Source organism: Pseudomonas sp. P5_A2_2 (genome assembly GCF_054177685.1).
On sequence record NZ_JBGCUL010000006.1, the window covers coordinates 52,413 to 69,294 of the forward strand.

The window sequence follows — 16,882 nt, forward strand, 5'->3', positions numbered from 1 at the left end:
CGCGCCCAGGCTCACTCCTACATTTGTTTTGTGGTGCCTGCTAAGTCGCTGCTCTGCCCCACCATCACGCTCATCAATCATCCTGTTCAGCCTCTATTCCCACGCCTAGACTCGGCCCATTCCAACAATAGGTAGGCCGCCATGTCCGAGACGTTGCTCAGTTCCCGTAATCTGGCTTTCGAGCTGTATGAAGTCCTTGATGCCGAGGGCCTGACCCAGCGTGAGCGTTTCGCCGAACACAATCGCGAAACCTTCGATGCGGCCATTGGCACCGCCCGCAGCATCGCCGAGAAGTTCTTCGCCCCGCACAACCGCAAGGGCGACGAGAACGAGCCGCGCTATGACAACGGTCAGGCAATTCTGATTCCGGAAGTGAAACCGGCGGTGGACGCCTTTCTCGAAGCCGGTTTCCTCAACGCCGCGCGCAGTTTCGACGCCGGCGGCATGCAGCTTCCTACGCTGCTGTCCCAGGCCTGCTTCGCGCACTTTCAATCGGCCAATGCTGCTTCGACGTCGTACCCGTTCCTGACCATGGGCGCGGCCAACCTGATCGAAAGCTTCGGCACCGAGGAGCAAAAGCGCCGCTTCCTGCAACCGATGATCGACGGCCGTTTCTTCGGCACCATGGCCCTGACCGAACCCCACGCGGGCTCGTCGCTGTCGGATATTCGTACCCGCGCAGAGCCGGCGCCCGACGGCACTTATCGCCTCAAGGGCAACAAAATCTTCATCTCCGGTGGCGATCACCCGCTGTCGGAAAACATCGTGCACATGGTGCTGGCCAAGCTGCCGGACGCGCCGGCCGGGGTGAAAGGCATTTCGCTGTTCATCGTGCCCAAGTTCCTGGTCAACGACGATGGCAGTCTCGGTCAGCGTAACGATGTGCTGCTGGCCGGGCTGTTCCACAAGATGGGCTGGCGTGGCACCACGTCCACCGCACTGAACTTCGGCGATAACGGTGAGTGTGTCGGCTATCTGGTGGGCAAGCCGCACCAGGGCTTGAGCTACATGTTCCAGATGATGAACGAGGCGCGGATCGGCGTCGGCATGGGTGCGGTGATGCTCGGTTACGCCGGCTACCTGTACTCGCTGGAATATGCCCGCGAGCGTCCGCAGGGCCGCGTGCCGGACAGCAAGGACCCGAACACTGCGCCGGTGGCGATCATCCAGCACGCCGACGTCAAACGCATGTTGCTGACACAAAAGGCTTACGTCGAAGGCTCATTCGATCTCGGCCTGTACGCGGCGCGACTGTTCGACGACACCACCACGCTTGCGACCGAAGCTGAACGAAAACAGGCCCATGAATTGCTGGATTTGCTGACACCAATCGTCAAATCCTGGCCGTCGGAGTTCTGCCTTAAGGCCAACGAACTGGCGATCCAGATCCTCGGCGGCCACGGCTACACCCGCGAATACCCGGTGGAACAGTACTACCGCGACAACCGCCTGAACCCGATCCACGAAGGCACCCACGGCATTCAGTCGCTGGACTTGCTGGGCCGCAAACTGGCGCAGAACGGCGGTGCGGGACTCAAGCAACTGATCCGCCTGATCGCTGACACCGCCGAACGCGCGCAGACGTTTGAGTCGCTGACGCCACTGCGCGAACCGCTGGAGAAACTGGTGGCGCGTCTGCAAACCGTGACCATCGGCCTGCTGACTGATCTGGCACAAGGCAATGTCAACAGCAGCCTGGCGAATTCGGCGCTGTACCTGAAGGTGTTCGGGCACACGGTGATTGGTTGGCGCTGGCTGGAGCAGGCGGTCCGTGCCGAGGAAGGCCTGACCAAAGGTAATGCGGCGGATGTGAGCTTCTATAAAGGCAAGCTGCAGGCGGCGCGGTATTTCCTGACGTGGGAAGTGCCGGGTTGCCACCATGAGCTGGCGATTCTTGAGGCGCGGGATGATGTGTGCCTGGGGATGCAGGATGAGTGGTTCTGACCCCGGATCTATGGTGTAGCTGAAGTCCAATCGCGAGCAGGCTCGCTCCTACAGGTATCTCTGTTGTTCACAAATCCTGTGTTCAACACACAACCCCTGTGGGAGCGAGCTTGCTCGCGATGGCGCCAGCACTATCAACACATCACTTCAGCTTGAACCCACCCATCTGCCGCGCCAGATCATCCGCCAACCGCTGCAACGTCTGACAATCATCCCGGCAAGCCCTGACCTCCCCCGCCGTGGCCCGGGCCAGATCGGAAATCCCCWGCACGTTACGGTTGATCTCTTCGGTCACCGCCGACTGCTCTTCGGTCGCGGTCGCCACCTGATGGTTCATATCGCTGATGCGCTCAACCTGCCCGGTGATCGCGGTCAACGAAGTGCCGGTACGCTGGCTCGACTCGACCCCCGTACCCGTCGCCGCCTGCCCGGAATGCATCGACGACACCGCGTTTTCCGCGCCTTGCTTGAGGCTGCCGATCATCTGCTGGATTTCATCGGTGGACGATTGCGTACGTCGCGCCAGGGTGCGCACTTCATCGGCGACCACGGCAAACCCGCGCCCCATGTCCCCGGCCCGCGCCGCTTCGATAGCGGCGTTGAGCGCCAGCAGGTTGGTTTGCTCGGAAATCCCGCGAATCACCGCCAGCACCTGATCGATGGACGCCACTTGATGGGCCAGTTCACCCACCGCCGTGGCCGCGACGCCGATTTCCCGGGACATGCTTTCAATGTGGCGGATCGAACCACCCACCACTTCCCGCGCCTGCATCGCCTCATCCCGAGCTGTTTGCGACGCGACCGCTGCATTGCCTGCGTTCTGGGCGATTTCCTGTACCGTCAGGCCCATTTCGTGAACAGCGGTGGYGACCATGTCGGTCATTTCCTGTTGGCGGCCAGAGCGTTCGGCGGTGTTGTCCACCACTCGAGCCACCTGCCCGACCGCAGTGCGCAATCGTTCACTGGTGGTCAGTACTTCGCCGATCATGTCGCGCTGGCTGTCGAGGAACCGATTGAACCCGCGCGCCAGATCACCCAGCTCATCGGCGCGGCTGGAATCTAACCGGCGGGTCAAATCGCCACCACCGCTACCAATGGCAACCAGCGCGGCTGTTACCTGACGAATCGGCCGTACCAGCCCACGGGCCAGCAACACCACCAGCAACAGGCACACAATCGCCACCGCCAAGCCGATGCCGCTGCTCATCCACATGGCACGGCGGGCTTCGGCGTAGATCTGTGATTGCGGCACTTCCGCCACCAGGGTCCAGCCGAGATCGCGCAATGGCAGGCTTAACGCAAGAAAGTCCTCGCCTTCCCGCTGGAAGCTGCTGCTGGTGGTGGCAGTTTTTTGACCCATCACTGCCTGTGCCGCCGTAGCACCAATCTGTTCGGTCAGGCTGCGCTTGCCACTCAATTGCGCCTCGGGATGGACCTGGATCAAACCGTCGGAACGCACGAGATAGACCTTGCCGCGCTCCCCGAAGCTGAAGTTGTGGATCAGCTCCGACAGCTCTTTCATGCTCAGGCCAAGCCCGGCAACGCCCACGACTTTACCGGCCTGCTCGACTTTGAAGTCGATGAAAAGCGCCAATTCTCCGGTTGCCGTGTCATTGTCGATATTGAGGGTGCGCGGCTGGTTACTGTCGAGAAATGAGTAGAACCAGGCGTCTTTCGGATTGGATCGGCTGAGGGTCCGGTCCAGGCCTTTTTCGGTGAAGTAATGGTTGGACGCGGTGCCGACAATAATCGCGGTAAAAGCCTTGTGCTCGGCGCGGATGCCTTCGAGATAGGTAGTAAAGGTGTTGGCCTGGGCACCGTCTTCACCCCCTGCCAGCCAGTCGCGCACCATGCTGTTGCTGGCGATGTCCTTGGCGGCGGTGAGGGGTTGGACGAGGATGCGCTCGATGTCGTTGCGCATCGCTTCGATGCTCGATGGCAAGGCTTGCTCGACCAGATAGCTCTGGGCGAGACGATTGACCACCAGGGTATAAATGCCCACCACGATCAGAATACTGACCAGCAAGGAGCTGCCCATACTCAGGATCAACTGCCATTGAATACTGCGTCGCCAGAACTGCATGGAGCACCCCCAAAGAATAAGAGGCTGAAACACTGCAACAGCCGTGCCGATTGTATACAATCCAACCGACAATTTATTCTTTGGTTGTGCGCAAAGCCGATCAGGCCTGATTGATCGTCTTTGAGATCACTTCAACCGTGGCGCTGACTTGCTCTTGGTAACGGTCGAGTTCGAGCTTGTGCTGTTTCTGCATTTCGATCTGCTGGGAGCACAGATTCATCGCCGCCAGCACCAGCAGTCGGTCACCGATCAGCGTCGGGTACTTCCTTTTGGTGTCGGCCAGGGCTGCCTTCAACATCATCGCGGCGTCCAGCAGGGTCTGCTCTTCCCCGGCCGGTGCCTTGATCGAATAGTCCTCCCCCAGGATCGAGACGACTTTTACCCCTGCGGCGTTGTAACTCATGCGCTGACAGGACCTGCGCTGACGCGCTCAACCAAGGCCTGAATGCGAGCCGCCGTGGCGCCTTGCTTCTCTTCGTGTTCCATCAGGCTCAGTTGCAGGCTTTCGTTTTCATCTTTGGCCTGGGCCAGTTCCGCGGTCAGGTTCTGGTTCTGTTGCACCAGGTCGCTGACCAGTTGTTCCAATTGGCTTAGGGATGCTTCCAACATTTTGATTTTCCGGGCTTTTTCAATGGGCGCGTACGATAAAGAAAAGTCACCCTGGATGCCAGGGTTATACAGGCGCAAAGCCTTGATTTTGCTGACGGGCAACCTTCCTCGCGAGTTTTAAAGACTGTGATTGGCCAATCTGGTTCCTGCACTTCGTCGCCACAAGGTGCAACCGGCTAAAACAGGCCGGGCTCAAGACTTCAGCCAGGCGACCGATAAGTCATTCATACAGCAGCCTCAGCCGCGCACGGATGCGCTCTTTTCGGTGATCGCCATGTCCCTTCGTAATATGAATATCGCCCCTCGGGCGTTCCTCAGCTTTGCCCTGATCGGCGGCTTGATGATGGTTCTGGGGGTGTTTGCCTTGAATCAGATGAGCAAGATCCGCGGCGCCGCCGAGAACATCACCAACAACAGTGTGCCGAGCATCAAGAGCCTGGACGAGTTCACCCAACTCACTTTGCGCCTGCGCGTGTTGTCGTACCGCTTGCTGGTGAATCGCGAGCCGGACGTGCAGCAGAAAACCGTGGAATTGCTGGAGACGCGCAACCAGCAGATTCGCAGCGCCCAGGCGACCTACGAAAAACTGATCTCCAGCCCGCAGGAACGTGCGGCCTACGATCAATACATACAGTTGCTGGGTCAGTACCGCCAGATCGAAGACCGGATGAAAAGCCTGTCGCGCAACAATCAGGTCGACGAACTGCGCAGCTTGCTCAACACCGATTTGCTCAACAACTCCGAAGCGGTCAACGCCGTGTTGAACCGCCTGCTGGAGATCAACACCCAGCAGAGCCACGACACCAACCAGCAGGCAGCCGATCAGTATGATTCGGCGTTCAACCTGGTGATCACCCTGTTGGTGATCGCCACTGCCCTGACGTTGCTGTTCGCCTGGTTGCTGACCAACAGCATCACCCAACCGCTCGCCAACGCCCTGAGCGCCGCCGAACAAATTGCCGAAGGCAACCTGACCCGCCCGATCAACGTCGACGGCAAAGACGAAGCCGGCCGCTTGCTGCTGGCCATGGCGAAGATGCAGGACAAGCTGCGTGACACGCTGCAGCGCATTTCCGGCTCGGCCACGCAGCTGGCGTCCGCTGCCGAAGAACTCAACAGCGTTACTGACGAAAGCGCCCGTGGCCTGACCCAACAGAACAACGAAATCGAACAGGCCGCCACGGCAGTCAATGAAATGACCAGCGCCGTGGAAGAAGTCGCGCGCAATGCGGTCAGCACGTCCGAGGCGTCGAAGAACGCCACCACGTCTGCCGGCGACGGCCGTGACTTGGTACAGGAAACCGTGAGCGCCATCGAACGCATGAGCGCCGACGTGCAGAGCACCGCGACCCTGATCGGCGACCTGGCCAACGAGTCCCGCGACATCGGCAAGGTGCTGGACGTGATCCGTGGCCTGGCCGACCAGACCAACCTGCTGGCTTTGAACGCCGCCATCGAGGCCGCACGCGCCGGTGAGGCCGGTCGTGGTTTCGCCGTGGTGGCCGATGAGGTGCGCGCCCTGGCCCACCGCACCCAGCAGTCGACCAGCGAAATCGAACGCATGATCGGCAGCATCCAGAGCGGTACCGAGCACGCGGTGGATTCGATGCGCAACAGCACCGAACGCGCCGAATCGACCCTGAACATCGCCCGTGGTGCCGGGATGTCGCTGGACACCATCAATAGCGCCATCGTCGAAATCAACGAGCGCAACCTGGTGATCGCCAGCGCCGCCGAAGAACAGGCGCAGGTGGCCCGTGAAGTGGATCGCAACCTGGTGAACATTCGCGATCTGTCGGTGCAGTCGGCCACCGGGGCGAATCAGACGAGTGCGGCGAGCAATGAGCTATCGCGTTTGGCRGTGGACCTGAACACGATGGTTGGGCGGTTTAGCCTCTAATCATCCGGTAACGCGCCCCCTGTGGGAGCGAGCTTGCTCGCGACGAGGCCGGCACATTCAACATTGATGGCGACTGATACACCGCTATCGTCGGAACGCCGCCCGGAGCAAGCTCGCTCCCACAGGGGTTCTGCGATGACTCAAAAGCTTTTTGACAGCATCACATTTCAACAGGTTAGAATCGCTGGCACGCAGACTGCATGGTCAGTTTGCGCCCGCCTTTCAGCTTTCTGGAGTACTGCCTTTGAATGCGACGACCATCAACAGCCTGTTCTTGATCGGCGCGTTGCTGGTAGGTGCGAGCATTCTGGTGAGCTCACTTTCGTCCCGTCTCGGCATCCCGATTCTGGTGATCATCCTGGCCGTCGGCATGGCGGCCGGTGTCGATGGCGCCGGCATTCTTTTTGATAACTACCCCACGGCCTATCTGGTGGGCAACCTCGCGCTGGCCGTGATCCTGCTCGACGGCGGCCTGCGCACCCGGGTGTCGAGTTTCCGCGTGGCGTTATGGCCGGCGCTCTCGCTGGCCACGGTCGGGGTGCTGATTACCACCGGGCTGACCGGCATGGCGGCCGCATGGCTGTTCAACCTGAACCTGATCCAGGGCCTGCTGATCGGGGCCATCGTCGGCTCCACCGACGCCGCGGCGGTGTTCTCGCTGTTGGGCGGAAAAGGCTTGAACGAGCGGGTAACCGCCAGCCTTGAAATCGAATCCGGCAGCAACGACCCGATGGCGGTGTTCCTCACCGTCACCCTGATCGACATGCTCGCCAGCGGCCAGACCGGCCTGCACTGGAGCCTGCTGACCCATCTGCTGCGCGAGTTCGGTATCGGTGGCGTCATTGGCTTGGGCGGTGGCTGGCTGATGCTGCAACTGGTCAATCGCATCAACCTCGCCACCGGCCTGTATCCGATTCTGGTCATCGCCGGTGGCCTGGTGGTGTTTGCCCTGACCAACGCCCTGCACGGCAGTGGCTTCCTGGCGGTGTACATCTGCGGCCTGGTGATCGGCAACCGCCCGGTGCGCAGCCGTCACGGCATCCTGCACATGCTCGACGGCRTGGCCTGGCTGGCGCAGATCGGCATGTTCCTGGTGCTGGGGCTGCTGGTGACGCCTCACGATCTGCTGCCTATCGCCTTACCGGCACTGGCACTGGCGTTGTGGATGATTCTGTTTGCCCGGCCACTGTCCGTGCTGGTTGGCCTGCTGCCGTTCAAGGCGTTCCATGGTCGCGAGAAAGCGTTCATTTCCTGGGTCGGCTTGCGCGGCGCGGTTCCGATCATCCTGGCGGTGTTCCCGTTGATGGCCGGCCTGCCCAACGCCCAGCTCTATTTCAACCTCGCCTTCTTTATCGTGCTGGTGTCGCTGCTGGTTCAGGGCACGAGCCTGCCGTGGGTCGCCAGGTTGTTGAAAGTAACGGTGCCCCCGGAACCTGCACCCATCTCGCGGTCGGCCCTGGAAGTGCACGTCACCAGCGAGTGGGAGCTGTTCGTTTATCGTCTCGGCGCGGAGAAATGGTGCATCGGTTCGCCCCTGCGCGAGCTGAAAATGCCCGAAGGCACCCGTATCGCTGCCCTGTTTCGCGGTCAACAATTGCTCCATCCGTCGGGTAGTACGGTGCTCGAAGTCGATGATTTGCTGTGTGTTATCGGCCATGAACACAACCTGCCGGCCCTCGGAAAACTCTTCAGCCAGGCGCCACAACGGGGCCTCGACCTGCGCTTCTTCGGCGACTTCGTACTCGAAGGAGACGCCCAACTGGCCGCGGTTGCGGCCCTCTATGGCCTGAAGGTCGAAGGCATCGATCCGGACATGTCCCTGGGCCACTTCATTGCCCAGAAAGTCGGCGGCGCGCCGGTGGTGGGTGACCAGGTGGAATGGAACAACACCATCTGGACCGTGGCGGTCATGGACGGGAACAAGATCGGCAAAGTGGGCGTCAGATTCCCCGAAGGAAGTCGCCCGGGTCCCGGACTCTTCCTCTAAACTGCTTCCACTATCACTTGCTTGACCGGTCTTTATGCCTAACCTGCGCTACCTTTTCGCCATTGCCCTTTTGGGCTTGAGTCTCTCTGTCGGCACCCTTGGTTTATCGCCAGCGGCGCAAGCGGCCGAACCACCCTCCAGCGAAGCCGTGCAGGCGAGCCTGGACAAGATCGCCGACCGCAAATTGCCGGAAGCCGATCAGAAGGCCCTGCAAACCGTTCTGCAAAACACGCTGAGCCAGCTCAACAACAAGCGTGACTACGAGCAGAAACTGACCGCGCTCAAGCAGCAATTGAACAATGCGCCCAAACAGACCCTCGAGAACCAGCGTGAACTGACCCGCCTCAAGGCCAGCACCGTGGTGCCGGTGGCGCAGCGTTTCGCCAAAGAACCGATCCAGCAGCTGGAACAATTGCTCACAGAGCGTTCCACCCAGCAAAGCGACCTGCAAAAAGCCCTGGCCGATGCCAACAGCCTGATCATCACCGCCCAGACCCGCCCCGAGCGTGCTCAAGCGGAGATTTCCAGCAGCCAGACGCGCATTCAGCAGATCAACACCATCCTCAAAAACGGCAAGGACGCCGGCAAGACCTTGAGCGCCGAGCAGCGCGACCAGCTCAACGCCGAGCTGGCTGCGCTGAACGCCCTGATCCCGTTACGGCGCCAGGAACTGGCCGGCAATACCCAATTGCAAGACCTCGGCAACAGCCAGCATGACCTGTTGTCGGAGCGGTCCGACCGCCTGGATCGGGAAATCCAGGAATTGCAAAACCTGATCAACCAGAAGCGACTGGCGTTGTCCCAGGAAACGGTCACCCAGCAATCCATCGAAGCGCAGAAGGCTGGCGGCAGCAGCCTGCTGGCCACCGAAAGCGCGACCAACCTGAAGCTTTCGGACTACCTGCTCAAAAGCACCGACCGCCTCAACGAAGTCACCCAGCAAAATCTGCAGACCAAGCAACAGCTGGACAGCCTGACCCAGAGCGACTCGGCCTTGGACGAGCAAATCAACGTGCTCAAAGGCAGCCTGCTGCTCTCGAAGATTCTCTACAAACAGAAACAGGCGTTGCCGCGCCTGCGGCTCGACCGCAACCTGGCCGACCAGATCGCCGACATTCGCCTGTATCAGTTCGAAGTCAGCCAGCAACGGGAATTGCTGAGCAGTCCGACCACCTACGTCGAAAACCTGCTGGCGACCCAGCCGCCCGAGCAAGTCACGCCGCAGCTGCGCAAAAGCCTGATGGAACTGGCCACCACCCGCGCCGATCTGCTGGAACGCCTCAATCGCGAACTGAGCGCGGTGCTCAATGAATCCATCACCCTGCAACTGAACCAGAAGCAATTGCTCAGCACGGCGCAAAGCCTGCGGGCGACCCTCGATGAGCAGATGTTCTGGATCCCGAGCAACAAGCCGCTGGAACTGGAGTGGATTAGCAGTGTGCCGGATCGCCTGCAGCGACAACTCGATTCGCTGCCGGTACTTTCAAGCCTGAGCGAACTGACCGACGGTCTGACCCAGCGCCCGCTGCTGTTCCTGCCACTGGCACTGCTGATCGGTGCGCTGCTGTGGCGCCGCAAGAATCTGTACGCGCGACTGAACAAGGTTCACCAGGACATCGGTCACTTCAAACGCGATAGCCAGTGGCACACGCCGCAGGCGATTCTGATCAATATTCTGCTGGCGATGCCGGTTTCCCTGGGGCTCGCCTTGTGCGGACTGGCCCTGCGAATCGACGCCCGTGGGCAGAACGCCAATATGGGCGCGGCGCTGCTGCAAATGGCCGGGGCCTGGCTGGTGTTCTACACCGCCTACCGGATCCTCGCGCCGGGCGGTGTGGCAGAACTGCATTTCCGCTGGGAAAAGCCCCAGGTGGAATTCCTGCGCATCTGGGTCCGCCGCCTCGGCATCGTGGTGATGGCACTGGTGACCGTAGTGGCCGTTGCCGAACTGCAACCGGCGGCGCTGGCCGATGACGTGATCGGCATGCCGGTGGTACTCACCTGCTACGCATTGATGACCTTGCTGCTCAGCCGCTTGCTCATCAGTAGCCCGACCCACAAGAACGCCTCGCTGTTCCGCAAGCTAGTGGGGATCCTGTTCACCGCCCTGCCCGTCGCGCTGTTCGTGGCGGTGTGCTTCGGCTACTACTACACCGCRCTGAAGCTCAGCGACCGCTTGATCAACACCCTGTACCTGTTGATGTTCTGGCTGGTGATCGAAGCCACGTTCGTGCGAGGTCTCAGCGTAGCGGCGCGCCGCCTGGCTTATCAGCGCGCCCTGGCCAAACGTAACGCAGCAAAAGAGACCGCCGACGGCGAAGCAGTCGTCGAAGAGCCGACAATGGACATCGAGAAGGTCAACGAACAGTCCCTGCGCCTGATCCGTCTGGCGCTGCTGGGCGGCTTCATGGTCGCGCTGTACTGGGTCTGGTCCGACCTGATCAGCGTGTTCTCGTACCTGGACAACGTCACTCTCTACGAATACACCAGCGGCACCGGCGCCAACATGAGCATGGTGCCGATCAGCATCGGCGACATGCTCGGTGCACTGATCATCATCGGCATCACCTTTGCCCTGGCGCGCAACCTGCCGGGTCTGCTGGAAGTGTTCGTGCTGTCCAAGCTCAACCTGGCCCAGGGCAGCGCCTACGCGACCACCACGCTACTGTCGTACGTGATCGCCGGCGTTGGTTTCGTCTCGACGCTGTCGACCCTTGGCGTGAGCTGGGACAAGTTGCAATGGCTGGTAGCGGCGCTGTCGGTCGGTCTCGGTTTCGGCATGCAGGAGATCTTCGCCAACTTCATTTCCGGCATCATGATCCTGTTCGAGCGCCCGGTACGGATCGGCGACACCATCACCATCGGCAACCTGTCGGGTACGGTGAGCAAGATTCGCATCCGTGCCACGACCATCACCGACTTCGACCGCAAGGACATCATCGTCCCGAACAAGACGTTCATTACCGGGCAACTGATCAACTGGTCGCTGACCGATACCATCACCCGGGTGACCCTCAAGCTCGGTGTCGACTACGGCTCGGACCTGGACCTGGTGAAGGAGCTGTTGCTCAAGGCAGCACGCGATAACCCGCGCGTCCTGAAAGACCCGGAGCCGCACGTGTACTTCCTGAACTTCGGCGAAAGCACCCTCGACCACGAGTTGCGCATGCACGTGCGCGACCTCGGTGACCGCAACCCGGTGCTCGACGAGGTCAACCGCTTCATCAACCGCGAGTTCAAGAAACAGCACATCAACATCTCGTTCCGGCAGATGGAGGTTTACCTCAAGAACCTGCACGGCCAGGAATACAAGATGGTGCCAATCGAACCGGAAGCGAAGACCATCGTGCCGTTGGTCGACGGCAAACCGCCGAAAGAGCCGCCCGCCGCCGAACTCGACTAACCGGCCATTCCCCAGCAGAATGCTCGGACATTCTGCTGGAGCCGGCCCTTGAAAGCCCTCGACGAACTCACCTTCGATAACCGCTTCGACCGCCTGGGCGATGCGTTTTCCGCCCATGTGCTGCCCGAGCCCATCGATAATCCGCGCCTGGTAGTGGCCAGCCCCGCCGCCATGGCGCTGCTCGACCTCGACCCGGCCGTGGCCGAAACCCCGGAGTTCGCCGAACTGTTCAGCGGCCACAAGCTCTGGGCCGATGCGATCCCAAGGGCCATGGTCTATTCCGGGCATCAGTTCGGTTTCTACAACCCGCAACTGGGCGACGGTCGCGGCCTGTTGCTGGGCGAGGTGTACAACGAGGCCGGCGAACATTGGGACCTGCACCTCAAGGGCGCCGGCCAGACGCCGTTTTCACGCATGGGCGATGGCCGGGCGGTACTGCGTTCGTCGATTCGCGAATTCCTCGCGTCCGAAGCCCTGCAAGCCCTGAACATCCCGACCACACGCGCCCTGTGCGTGATCGGCTCCGATACCCCGGTGTGGCGCGAAAAGCAGGAGCGCGCGGCCATGATCCTGCGTCTGTCGCCAAGCCATGTGCGCTTCGGCCACTTCGAATATTTCTACTACACCAAGCGCCCCGAGCAGCAGAAAGAGCTGGGGGATCACGTGCTGGCCATGCACTTCCCGGAGTGCCTGGAGCAACCGGAGCCGTACCTGGCGATGTTCCGCGAAGTGGTCGAGCGCAATGCCGAACTGATCGCCAAATGGCAGGCCTACGGTTTCTGCCACGGAGTGATGAACACCGACAACATGTCGATCCTCGGGATTACTTTCGACTTCGGCCCGTTCGCCTTCCTCGACGACTTCGACGCCAACTTCATCTGCAACCACTCTGACGATCAGGGCCGTTACTCCTTCAGCAACCAGGTGCCGATTGGCCAGTGGAACCTCAGCGCGCTGGCCCAGGCCCTGACGCCGTTCATCAGCATCGAAGCCCTGCGCGAAACCCTCGGCCTGTACCTGCCGCTGTTCCAGGCCCATTACCTGGACCTGATGCGCCGCCGCCTCGGCCTGACAACGGCCGAAGACGACGACCAGAAGCTGCTGGAGAGTCTGCTGCAACTGATGCAAAACAGCGGCGTCGACTACAGCCTGTTTTTCCGCCGCCTGGGTGATGAAGCACCGGAACAGGCCATCACCCGATTGCGTGATGACTTCGTCGACCTCAAGGGCTTTGACGCCTGGGGCGAGCTCTACGTCGCCCGGGTGGCCCGTGAAGGCACGCTCGATCAACAGCAGCGCCGCCAGCGGATGCACGCAGTCAACCCGCTGTACATCCTGCGCAACTACCTGGCGCAAAAGGCCATCGATGCGGCAGAGAGCGGCGACTACTCGGAAGTCCGCCGACTGCACGCGGTACTGAGCAATCCGTTCGTGGAACAACCGGGGATGGAAAGTTATGCCGAGCGACCACCGGAGTGGGGCAAGCATCTGGAGATCAGTTGTTCGTCGTGAGGCAGAACATTAAACATTTTGGATTGGCGATGAACGGCGCTCCCGATCATAGGCTTCGATATGATCGCTTATGATCGACACCAAACCCTCAAGTGAGTGCAATTCATCACCGCCCATCATCACTAGCAACTCATCCCGCGATTTGACCAACCGGTCGAATTCAACTTCTGATTGAGGCCGTTTTAGCAGCCAAGATACGGATGACCAGTGTTCAATGGCTTGCTTAACGATTCTTTGCATTTTTGCGCCTCTTGGTTGTTATCGGAAAGTGCGCGAAAAGATTACAAATTGAATAACTCGCTACCTAGCAGACAGAGGCACCGTCGCCTGTAGGTGGCCTCTCCAATTGCAGAAGGCTCCTGCCTACAAATCCGAATCTTGATAAACAGGGTTCTTACCTCCAGATCAACGCTCTGACTACCAACTTCCGAAGAGCCTCACCATGACCGACCCACTCCTCATCCCCTGCCCTCACTGCAACGGCCTCAACCGCATTCCCGCCGAGCGTCTCGACGATCATCCAAAATGCGGTCGCTGCAAGGCCGAAGTCCTGCTGAACAAACCGTTTGAATTGAAGCAAGGCGACTACGCCAGCCAGATCAAGGGCGATCTGCCGTTGCTGGTGGACGTGTGGGCGGACTGGTGCGGGCCGTGCAAGTCGTTTGCGCCGGTGTTCGAACAGGCAGCCGGGCAACTGGCGGGCAAGTGTCGGCTGGCCAAACTGGACAGCGAGGCGAACCAGCAGTTGTCGGCGCAATTGGGGATTCGCTCGATTCCGAGCCTGATCCTGTTCAAGAACGGCCGGGAAGTCGCCCGGCAGAGCGGGGCTTTCCCGTTACCGCAACTGATGAGCTGGTTGCGTAGCCAGGGGATCTGAAGCAACACAGACCCTGTGGGAGCGAGCTCGCTCGCGATGAGGGCGTCAAATTCAACATCTCTGTTGACCGACACACTGCCATCGCGAGCAAGCTCGCTCCCACAGGTTTTTCAGGCGTTTTCCAACAGGTTGTGCAGCTCAACGAATTGCTGGGTCAGCTTGTGCCGCGGGTCGAGATGGATCAGCGGCGTGTTGGCCTGGTGGGATTCGCGCATGCGTACCGAGCTGGCCAGGTACACCGGCAACACCGGCAGGCCTTCGGCGATCAGCTCATCGAGAATTTGCTGGGGCAGGCTGGCGCGGGCCTGGAACTGGTTGACGACGATGCCTTCGACTTCCAGGCCCTCGTTGTGGTCTTCCTTCAACTCTTCGATTTCCGCCATCAGGCCGTACAGTGCCTGACGTGAAAAACTGTCGCAATCGAAGGGGATCAACACACGATCGGCGGCAATCAACGCTGAAACCGCGTAGAAATTCAGCGCTGGCGGAGTATCGAGGTAAATCCGGTCGTAGTCTTCGCTAAGCTCCTCAAGCAACTTACGCAGCTTGTTGATCTTGTGCTTGGCTTCAAGCTTTGGCTGCAAGTCCGCCAGCTCGGCGGTTGCGGTCACGACATGGAGGTTATCGAACGGGGTTTCGTAGATGTCGACCTGATTCTTTTTGGAGAACGGCCCGGAAGACAGCGTCTGCTTGAAGAAATCGGCGATACCCATCGGGATGTCGTTACCGGTGAGCCCCGTCAGGTACTGAGTGGAGTTGGCCTGGGCATCGAGATCCACCAACAAGGTGCGAAAACCCTCGCTGGCACTGACCGCCGCCAGATTGCAGGCAATGCTGGATTTGCCAACGCCACCTTTCTGATTGAACACCACGCGCCGCATGTCAAAACCTCCGTGTACCAAAGAATGACCGAGTGTAGTGGTCCACCGCGTCGCTTCGCTACCTTGTCAGCAAAGGGACTACACCGTCAGTTGCCTTCTCCTGCTTGAAAAGCCCTGAACGGCCCGATGGCTCGACGTCAGAGCCGACAGACGGAGGCATGATTTTGTGAATAATTACCAATCGTTCAATTTTTTCGAGTCAGCCGCTTCATCTTATTGAGCAAAATGTAACCAGCATTTGCTACACGTTCCCGGCACCGGGATAATGCGCGCCACTCGGCGCCAAACGCCACGCAGGGTGAGTCTCGGCTCTCGGCCGCTCCCCCGCGTCAAGTAAGCCCGTGAGGGCGGGATGAATGTCTGTGATCAACTTCAACATCGCCCAATGGCGCGCCTGGGCCCCGGGGCTTGAAAGCGTGAGCGATTGGCAGGCCTGGAGCCGACAACCGGTCGTGCTGCCGGACAGCGATGCCGCTCCCGACGTTTCCTTTCTGCCGGCCATGCAGCGCCGCCGGCTCAGCCGTCTGGCGCGGATGGCCTTCAGTGTCGGCTGGCCATTGGCCGAAGGTCGGCAGGATCTGCCATTGGTCTTTGTTTCCCGTCACGGCGAAACGCCCCGCACCGTCGACATTCTCAGTGATCTGGCCGCCGACCAGCCGCTGTCGCCAACCCAGTTCAGCTTGTCCGTGCATAACGCGATTATTGGCTTGTGGTCGATCATGCGCGGTGAAACCAGCGAAATGACGGCCCTGGCCGCCGCAGGCGACGGCCTGGAACACGGCATGCTGGAAGCTGCCGCATTGCTGGCTGAAGGCGCTCCGGCAGTACTTCTGGTGGTCACCGAAGAGCAACCACCCGAGGCTTACTCAACCTGGATCGACGACGTGCCGTTCCCTTATGCCGTCGGCCTGCTGATCACACCCGGTACCGACTGGCAGTTGTCCCTGAACAGCCCCGCGGATGCGTTGTCCAACACCCGTTGGCCCCACGCGCTGAATCTGTTGCGTACGATGCTCGGCCAGCAAACCACTTGCCAACATGCCTGGAAAAATCGCGTATGGACCTGGCAACGCAACCCATGACCGAAAAAAACCGCGACGCCTATTACTGGCGCTTGCTGGCCACCGCCGCGAGCTTTGCCCTGTTCGGGTTGGGTGGGCTGTGCCTGCGTCTGGTGATTTTCCCTGTGCTGAACTGTCTGCCCGGCGACGCCCAGACCCATCGGCTGCGGGCCAGACAAACGGTCAGCCGCTGTTTCTGGATTTTTGTGCGTTTCATGGCCCGTACCGGGGTGCTGACCTATAACATTGAAGGCGCGGAAAAACTCGGTCGTCCCGGGCAGATGATCATTGCCAATCACCCGTCACTGATCGACGTGGTGTTTCTGATCGGCCTGGTGCGTCACGCCAACTGCGTGGTCAAGCAAAGCCTCTGGGAAAACCCTTTCACCCGCGGACCGCTGGGCAGCACCGAATACATCAGCAATGACGGCAGCATGGACATGCTCGACGCGGCTGCCGACGCGCTGAAAGACGGCCAGACCCTGATCATTTTCCCTGAAGGTACACGCACCCAACCCGGCCAGGCGCCAGCCTTTCATCGGGGGGGCGCGGCAATCGCCCTGCGCGGTGCGAAAATCCTCACCCCGGTCATTATCAAGGTCAACCCGACCACATTGACCAAGGC

General features: G+C 60.4%; 13 protein-coding genes and 2 pseudogenes. 9 read left to right on the plus strand and 6 right to left on the minus strand.

Annotated features, from left to right (window positions below; translation table 11 throughout):
• Positions 1-141 precede the first annotated feature (141 nt).
• Positions 142-1,944 carry an acyl-CoA dehydrogenase gene (locus ACXRVY_RS02025; RefSeq protein ID WP_223457695.1) on the plus strand — a complete coding sequence of 601 codons (1,803 nt, stop codon included), beginning with the start codon at positions 142-144 and terminating at the stop codon, positions 1,942-1,944.
• Between the two features lie 142 nt (positions 1,945-2,086).
• Here the strand turns inward: ACXRVY_RS02025 and ACXRVY_RS02030 are convergent, their stop codons facing one another.
• From ACXRVY_RS02030 to ACXRVY_RS02045, 4 genes and pseudogenes are all read right to left on the minus strand, one after another.
• Positions 2,087-2,932, minus strand: a complete 846-nt coding sequence (locus ACXRVY_RS02030) for a methyl-accepting chemotaxis protein (protein ID WP_458236988.1) — start codon at positions 2,930-2,932, stop codon at positions 2,087-2,089.
• Between the two features lie 18 nt (positions 2,933-2,950).
• Positions 2,951-4,027, minus strand: a pseudogene (locus tag ACXRVY_RS02035) (HAMP domain-containing protein); the annotation flags it as partial.
• Positions 4,028-4,127: 100 nt separating this feature from the next.
• On the minus strand, positions 4,128-4,430 hold the full coding sequence (locus tag ACXRVY_RS02040; protein WP_102698611.1) for a cell division protein ZapA: 303 nt from the start codon (positions 4,428-4,430) through the stop codon (positions 4,128-4,130).
• Positions 4,427-4,636, minus strand: coding sequence for a hypothetical protein (locus ACXRVY_RS02045; protein ID WP_095943263.1), 210 nt, complete (start codon positions 4,634-4,636; stop codon positions 4,427-4,429). Before ACXRVY_RS02045 ends, ACXRVY_RS02040 begins: the two co-directional genes overlap by 4 nt.
• A gap of 289 nt (positions 4,637-4,925) precedes the next feature.
• Between ACXRVY_RS02045 and ACXRVY_RS02050 the strand changes: the two are divergent.
• From ACXRVY_RS02050 to selO, 5 genes and pseudogenes are all read left to right on the plus strand, one after another.
• A pseudogene (locus tag ACXRVY_RS02050) lies at positions 4,926-5,681 on the plus strand (MCP four helix bundle domain-containing protein); the annotation flags it as partial.
• A complete protein-coding gene (locus ACXRVY_RS02055; RefSeq protein ID WP_371850925.1) occupies positions 5,673-6,536 on the plus strand; it encodes a methyl-accepting chemotaxis protein in 864 nt (287 codons plus the stop codon). The pseudogene ACXRVY_RS02050 and the gene ACXRVY_RS02055, both read left to right, overlap by 9 nt.
• Before the next feature lie 244 nt (positions 6,537-6,780).
• Positions 6,781-8,523: a potassium/proton antiporter gene (locus ACXRVY_RS02060; RefSeq protein ID WP_458236986.1), complete on the plus strand. Its 1,743-nt coding sequence runs from the start codon at positions 6,781-6,783 to the stop codon at positions 8,521-8,523.
• Between the two features lie 34 nt (positions 8,524-8,557).
• The gene (mscK, locus tag ACXRVY_RS02065) at positions 8,558-11,926 is read left to right on the plus strand and encodes a mechanosensitive channel MscK (RefSeq protein ID WP_223457706.1); all 3,369 of its coding nucleotides are present in this window, start codon (positions 8,558-8,560) and stop codon (positions 11,924-11,926) included.
• A gap of 48 nt (positions 11,927-11,974) precedes the next feature.
• Complete coding sequence (gene selO, locus ACXRVY_RS02070; protein WP_223457708.1) at positions 11,975-13,438, plus strand: protein adenylyltransferase SelO; 1,464 nt, start codon at positions 11,975-11,977, stop codon at positions 13,436-13,438.
• Positions 13,439-13,447: 9 nt separating this feature from the next.
• Here selO and ACXRVY_RS02075 read toward each other — a convergent pair whose 3' ends face one another.
• On the minus strand, positions 13,448-13,678 hold the full coding sequence (locus ACXRVY_RS02075; RefSeq protein ID WP_223457710.1) for a hypothetical protein: 231 nt from the start codon (positions 13,676-13,678) through the stop codon (positions 13,448-13,450).
• A 202-nt stretch (positions 13,679-13,880) separates the two neighbouring features.
• On the opposite strand from ACXRVY_RS02075, the gene trxC reads away from it, so the two are divergent.
• Positions 13,881-14,315, plus strand: coding sequence for a thioredoxin TrxC (trxC, locus tag ACXRVY_RS02080; RefSeq protein WP_223457711.1), 435 nt, complete (start codon positions 13,881-13,883; stop codon positions 14,313-14,315).
• Positions 14,316-14,425: 110 nt separating this feature from the next.
• Here the strand turns inward: trxC and ACXRVY_RS02085 are convergent, their stop codons facing one another.
• The gene (locus ACXRVY_RS02085) at positions 14,426-15,196 is read right to left on the minus strand and encodes a ParA family protein (protein WP_223457713.1); all 771 of its coding nucleotides are present in this window, start codon (positions 15,194-15,196) and stop codon (positions 14,426-14,428) included.
• Positions 15,197-15,552: 356 nt separating this feature from the next.
• Here ACXRVY_RS02085 and ACXRVY_RS02090 point away from each other — a divergent pair, with 356 nt between their 5' ends.
• Both ACXRVY_RS02090 and ACXRVY_RS02095 read left to right on the plus strand, forming a co-directional pair.
• On the plus strand, positions 15,553-16,278 hold the full coding sequence (locus tag ACXRVY_RS02090) for a beta-ketoacyl synthase chain length factor (protein ID WP_223457714.1): 726 nt from the start codon (positions 15,553-15,555) through the stop codon (positions 16,276-16,278).
• On the plus strand, positions 16,254-16,882 hold a 629-nt coding region (locus ACXRVY_RS02095; RefSeq protein ID WP_458236987.1), incomplete at its 3' end, for a lysophospholipid acyltransferase family protein. The genes ACXRVY_RS02090 and ACXRVY_RS02095, both read left to right, overlap by 25 nt.